Source organism: Amycolatopsis tucumanensis (assembly GCF_021654135.1).
Classification (GTDB): domain Bacteria; phylum Actinomycetota; class Actinomycetes; order Mycobacteriales; family Pseudonocardiaceae; genus Amycolatopsis_E; species Amycolatopsis_E tucumanensis.
In genome coordinates this window covers 1-5850 of sequence record NZ_JAKGSD010000049.1, presented here as the reverse complement: position 1 = coordinate 5850, position 5850 = coordinate 1, and the positions used below count along the sequence as shown (strand labels likewise).

6 protein-coding genes are annotated in these 5850 nt (G+C 70.7%); all 6 read left to right on the top strand.

All coding sequences use genetic code 11. From position 1 onward, the window contains the following. The first annotated feature begins 169 nt into the window (after positions 1–169). Positions 170–973: an ESX secretion-associated protein EspG gene (locus tag L2C96_RS34095; RefSeq protein ID WP_237339135.1), complete on the top strand. Its 804-nt coding sequence runs from the start codon at positions 170–172 to the stop codon at positions 971–973. Positions 974–1172: 199 nt separating this feature from the next. Further along, positions 1173–3524 carry an ATP-dependent zinc metalloprotease FtsH gene (gene ftsH / locus L2C96_RS34090; protein WP_237339134.1) on the top strand — a complete coding sequence of 784 codons (2352 nt, stop codon included), beginning with the start codon at positions 1173–1175 and terminating at the stop codon, positions 3522–3524. Next, positions 3514–4116: a GTP cyclohydrolase I FolE gene (gene folE / locus L2C96_RS34085; RefSeq protein WP_027936564.1), complete on the top strand. Its 603-nt coding sequence runs from the start codon at positions 3514–3516 to the stop codon at positions 4114–4116. The genes ftsH and folE overlap by 11 nt, the downstream gene beginning before the upstream one ends. Beyond that, positions 4113–4946, top strand: a complete 834-nt coding sequence (folP, locus tag L2C96_RS34080) for a dihydropteroate synthase (protein WP_237339133.1) — start codon at positions 4113–4115, stop codon at positions 4944–4946. The genes folE and folP overlap by 4 nt, the downstream gene beginning before the upstream one ends. After that, entirely contained in the window at positions 4939–5301 is a 363-nt protein-coding gene (folB, locus tag L2C96_RS34075; protein WP_237339132.1) for a dihydroneopterin aldolase, read from the top strand. Before folP ends, folB begins: the two co-directional genes overlap by 8 nt. Further along, positions 5298–5798, top strand: a complete 501-nt coding sequence (folK, locus tag L2C96_RS34070) for a 2-amino-4-hydroxy-6-hydroxymethyldihydropteridine diphosphokinase (protein WP_237339131.1) — start codon at positions 5298–5300, stop codon at positions 5796–5798. Before folB ends, folK begins: the two co-directional genes overlap by 4 nt. Positions 5799–5850: the final 52 nt, after the last annotated feature.

The window sequence follows — 5850 nt, the reverse complement described above, 5'->3', positions numbered from 1 at the left end:
GGCGAGATGCTGGTCAGCGCCGCCGGCGAGACCCTGGCGCCGGGTGGTGCCTGGTGAACCACCTCATGAAGGCCGGTTGTGGCCAGAGCCGGCTCGTAGCCGCCTCCGCCGATGCCGCGCCCCCGATGGCCCACGCGGCCGGCGAGACCCCGACCCCGGAGAGCGCCCGGTGAACCGCCCCGAGTTCTTCACCCCGATGACGTTCGACTTCCTCTGGGAGGCGGCCGGCATCGGCGAACTGCCGTACCCGCTGCAGGTGCGCTCGCACGGCGCGACCATGGACGAGCGCGCGCGGCTGCGGCAGCGGGCCCACGAGGAGCTGAAGGCCCGCGGCCTGCGCGACCACTACGGCCGCCTCGACCCGCGCGTCGAGGACTGGTTCCGGGTGCTCTCGCAGGGCACCACCAGCATCGACGCCGTGCACATCCCGGACTTCCAGGTCCCGCCGGTGTCGATACTCGCCGCCACCGACGGCACCCTGGGCGTGGTGGCGATCCAGGACGCCGAAGGCATCTGGATCCGGCCGGCCTTCCCCGAGGGCCTGGCCTCGACGGTCGTCGACCTGCTGCCGCCGGGCACTCGTGGCACGGAGGCTTCCATCACACTTCCGGTCGACGAGGCGCTGCGGATCCAGCCGGCCAGGACGGCCGTCCCGGTCGGCGGCGACCCGAAGCCGCGGCGCCGGTCGCTGTCCGAGGGCTCCTCCGACCCGCGCGAGGCCTACGCCCGGCTGGCAGGCCAGCCCCGGCTGCGCGGCGGTCAGCTGGCCGCGAACAGCAGGTCCGAGGTGAGCGGTCGTCGCAGGTCACCGGTGCTGGGCTGGTTCGACACGGCCACCGGCCGGTACCTGAGCCTGTCCCGGCCGGGCGCCGACGGGCGGGAGTGGGTGACCGTGTCCTCCGCGGACGCGAAAACGCTGCGCACCAGGCTGGGCGAGATGGTGGCGGGCGTCACAACCGAGCCGGGCAACTGACCCGGACCGCTCCGGGGAACCAGACCACGGCACCGGCCGTTGACCTGCTTGAGACTCGTGCAGGTGCCCATGTCGGCCGGACTGTACCCTGGATGGACGGGGTGTTCCTCGCACACCGCAAGTTGTTGTCTACACCGTGACGGCGGATGTGACATCTACCGCCTAGCCAGGGAGGGTCGAGGCCGAACGGCCGAGGCATATGGACCGGAAGCGCCTGCTCAGGAACCCGCTGCTGTGGATCGTCGCGGTTGTGTTGATCTTCCTCGCGGTCAACACCCTCTTCGACAGCGACCGTGGATACACCCAGGTACCCACTTCACAGGCGATCGCCCAGATCACCGGCAACAACGTGAAGGAAGCGAACCTGGAGGACAAGGAGCAGCAGCTCAAGCTGTCGCTCACGAACAAGATCGACGTCGACGGCCAGCAGGTCGACCAGATCATCACCTCGTACCCGTCGCAGTCGGCAGGCTCGATCTACCAGAGCCTGATCGAACGCACGAACGTCAAGTTCAACACGACGGTCACGCAGCAGGGCTTCTTCACGCAGATCCTGTACTACATCATCCCGCTCGGCCTGCTGCTCCTGCTGCTGATGTGGATGATGAACAACGCCCAGGGCGGCGGCAACCGCGTCCTGAACTTCGGCAAGTCCAAGGCCAAGCAGCTGAACAAGGACATGCCGAAGACGACGTTCGCCGACGTGGCCGGCGCCGACGAGGCGGTCGAAGAGCTCTACGAGATCAAGGACTTCCTGCAGAACCCGGCTCGCTACCAGGCGCTGGGCGCGAAGATCCCCAAGGGCGTGCTGCTCTACGGCCCGCCCGGCACCGGTAAGACGCTGCTCGCGCGCGCCGTCGCCGGTGAGGCCGGCGTGCCGTTCTACACGATCTCCGGTTCGGACTTCGTCGAGATGTTCGTCGGTGTCGGCGCCTCCCGCGTCCGCGACCTGTTCGAGCAGGCCAAGCAGAACGCCCCGTGCATCATCTTCGTCGACGAAATCGACGCGGTCGGCCGCCAGCGCGGCGCCGGCCTCGGCGGCGGTCACGACGAGCGCGAGCAGACGCTGAACCAGCTGCTCGTCGAGATGGACGGCTTCGACTCGCGTGGCGGCATCATCCTGATCGCCGCGACCAACCGCCCGGACATCCTGGACCCGGCGCTGCTGCGCCCCGGCCGCTTCGACCGGCAGATCCCGGTGTCCGCGCCGGACCTGGCAGGCCGCCGTGCCATCCTCGAGGTGCACTCGAAGGGCAAGCCGCTCGCGCAGGGCGTCGACCTGAACGCGCTGGCCAAGCGCACCGTGGGCATGTCGGGCGCCGATCTGGCCAACGTCATCAACGAGGCCGCGCTGCTCACCGCCCGCCAGAACGGGCACGTGATCACCGACGCGGCGCTGGAGGAGTCGGTCGACCGGGTCATCGGCGGGCCGGCGCGCAAGAGCCGGATCATCTCCGAGCAGGAGAAGAAGATCACCGCCTACCACGAGGGCGGGCACGCGCTCGCCGCGTGGGCGATGCCGGACCTGGAGCCGGTCTACAAGCTGACCATCCTGCCGCGCGGCCGGACTGGTGGGCACGCGCTGGTCGTCCCGGAGGACGACAAGCAGCTGATGACCCGCTCCGAGATGATCGCCCGGCTGGTGTTCGCGATGGGTGGCCGCACGGCGGAGGAGCTGGTCTTCCACGAGCCGACCACCGGCGCGTCCTCCGACATCGAGCAGGCGACCAAGATCGCCAAGGCGATGGTCATGGAGTACGGCATGAGCGCCCGCCTCGGCGCCGTGAAGTACGGCCAGGACCAGGGCGACCCGTTCCTGGGTCGCTCCGCCGGCCGTCAGGCGGACTACTCGCTCGAGGTCGCGCACGAGATCGACGAAGAGGTCCGCAAGCTCATCGAGACCGCGCACACCGAGGCGTGGGAGGTGCTCAACACCTACCGCGACGTGCTCGACGACCTGGTCCTGGAGCTGCTGGAGAAGGAGACGCTCAGCCGCAAGGACCTGGAGCGGATCTTCGCCACCGTCGAGAAGCGGCCGCACATCACCGTCTTCAACGAGTTCGGTGAGCGCACGCCGTCGGACAAGCCGCCGATCAAGACGCCCGGCGAGCTGGCGATGGAGCGCGGCGAGCCGTGGCCGCCGCCGGAGAAGAAGCCGGCGCCGCGCCAGGTGCCGACCCCGGTCGGAACCGCGCCGGGCGGCAGCGACCTGCCCGGTGGCCCGCCCTACAGCCAGCCGGAACCGCCGTCGAACCCGTACGCGCCCCCGTCGGGCGGGAACTACCCGCCGCCCAACGGCGGTGGCCGCCCGTACGGCCCGAACGGCACCGGTCAGTGGCCGCAGCCCTACAACGGCGGCAACCAGTCCGGCCCGCCGAACTACGGCGCGCCTCCGGGCTGGACCCCGGCGACCCAGCCGGGTGGTCAGACTCCGTGGCGCCCGAACCAGGGCGAGCAGCCGCGGCAGGGTGACTGGTTCGGTGGCTCCGAGGAGGGGCAGGGCCAGCACCGGCGGAACCCCGACGAGCAGGACGGTCAAGATCGACAGTGAGCTGACGCCCGAGGAGGGGCCGGTCTTCGATCAGGCGCGCGCCGAGAAAGCGGTGCGTGAGCTGTTGGAGGCCGTCGGCGAGAACCCGGACCGGGAGGGCCTTCGGGACACTCCGGCCCGGGTCGCCCGTGCCTACCGGGAGATGTTCGCCGGGCTGTACAGCGATCCGGCGTCGGTGCTGGAGCGCACGTTCGACGAGTCGCACGAAGAGCTCGTCCTGGTCACCGACATCCCGATGTACAGCACGTGCGAGCACCACCTGGTGCCCTTCCACGGCGTCGCGCACGTGGGTTACATCCCGAACAGCCACGGCAAGGTCACCGGCCTGTCGAAGCTGGCCCGGCTGGTCGACCTCTACGCGAAGCGCCCGCAGGTGCAGGAGCGGCTGACGTCGCAGATCGCCGACGCGCTGGTGCGGAAGCTGGAGCCGCGCGGGGTGATCGTCGTGGTCGAGGCCGAGCACCTGTGCATGTCGATGCGCGGCATCCGCAAGCCGGGCGCGCGCACCACGACGTCGGCCGTGCGCGGCATGCTGCAGACGTCGGCGACCTCCCGGGCGGAGGCGCTGGAGCTGATCAAGGGCCGTCGATGACCACCGGGGCGCCGGACCGCTGTCTGGTGATGGGCGTCCTGAACGTCACGCCGGATTCGTTCTCCGACGGCGGCCGGTACCTCGATCTGGATGCCGCGCTGGCGCACGCGCACGAGATGTGGGCGCGCGGCGCGGACATCATCGACGTCGGCGGCGAATCCACCCGGCCCGGTTCGTCCCGGGTGGACGCGGAGACCGAGACCGCTCGCGTGTTGCCCGTGGTGCGTGCGCTGGCGGCCGACGGCCTGCGGCTCTCGGTGGACACCACCCGCGCGGCCGTCGCGGAGTCGGCGCTGGACGCGGGCGCGGAGATCATCAACGACGTGTCGGGCGGCCTGGCCGACCCGGACATGGCGAAGGTGGCCGCGAGCAGCCAGGCGCCGTGGGTGCTGATGCACTGGCGCGGGCACAGCAAGGACATGAACGCGCTGGCCGAGTACGACGACGTGGTCGAGGACGTGCGGCGCGAGCTGCAGGCGCGGGTCGACGCGGCGCTGGCCGCCGGGGTCGCGCCGGAGAAGATCGTCGTCGACCCCGGACTGGGGTTCGCCAAGCGCGCCGAGCACGACTGGGCGTTGCTGAACCGGCTGGAAGTCTTCCTGGACATGGGTTTCCCGGTGCTGGTGGGCGCTTCGCGCAAGCGGTTCCTGGGCAGCCTGCTGGCCGACTCCACTGGTGCGCCGCGCCCGCCGGACGGCCGGGAGGACGCGACGGCGGCGGTGTCGGCGATCGCCGCGGTGAAGGGGGCGTGGGGCGTGCGGGTGCACAACGTGGGTTCGTCGCTGGACGCGGTCGCGGTCGCCGCGGCGTGGAGGCGCGGGCGTGCCTGACCGGATCACGCTCACCGGGCTGCGCGTGTTCGGGCGGCACGGGGTGTTCGAGCACGAGAAGCGGGACGGGCAGGAGTTCGTCGTCGACATCGTGGCGTGGCTGGACCTCGCGCCCGCCGCCGCTTCGGACGATCTGACGCAGACCCTGCACTACGGCGAGCTGGCGCAGCTGGCGGCGGACATCGTCGGCGGTGAGCCGTACGACCTGATCGAGAGCGTGGCGGGCCGGATCGCGGACGAGGTGCTGAAGGACTCGCGGTTGTCCGCGGTCGAGGTGACGGTGCACAAGCCGTCCGCGCCGATTCCCTTGAACTTCGCGGACGTGGCGGTGACCGTGCACCGGGAGCGCGTGTGAGGGCGGTCCTGTCGCTGGGTTCGAACCTGGGCGATCGGCTGGCGTACCTGAAGTCGGTGATCGATTTCTTCGGGCCGGCGGTGGTCGCGGTGTCCAGTGTGTACGAAACGAAACCGTGGGGCGTCGAGGACCAGCCGGACTTTCTCAATGCGGTGTGCATTGTGGACGATCCAGAGCGGGACGAGTGGTCGTGGCTGCGGGCGGGCCAGGAGCTGGAACGCCGGGCAGGCCGGGTGCGTGAACTGCGGTGGGGGCCGCGCACGCTGGACGTCGACGTGGTCACGGTGGACGGGGTGCGCTCGGACGACCCGGAGCTGCTGCTGCCGCACCCCGGGACGCGCGAGCGTGCGAGCGTGCTGATCCCGTGGCTGGAAATCGACCCGGCCGCGGTACTACCCGGCCACGGCCCGGTCCGCGACCTGCTGGCGGCCCGCCCCGACTCCGACCGCCAGTCAGTGCGCCTGCTGCAGCCCTTCCCGCGCCAGCAGCGCCCTTGATCTTTGAACCCAAGGCAGCTGGGTGGTCATCCCGTCGCCTGACACGCAACGA

Excerpts from the sequence above, each read along its gene's own strand:
- folP (WP_237339133.1), top strand. The coding sequence starts at position 4,113 with ATGACCACCGGGGCGCCGGACCGCTGTCTGGTGATGGGCGTCCTGAAC.
- ftsH (WP_237339134.1), top strand. The coding sequence starts at position 1,173 with ATGGACCGGAAGCGCCTGCTCAGGAACCCGCTGCTGTGGATCGTCGCG.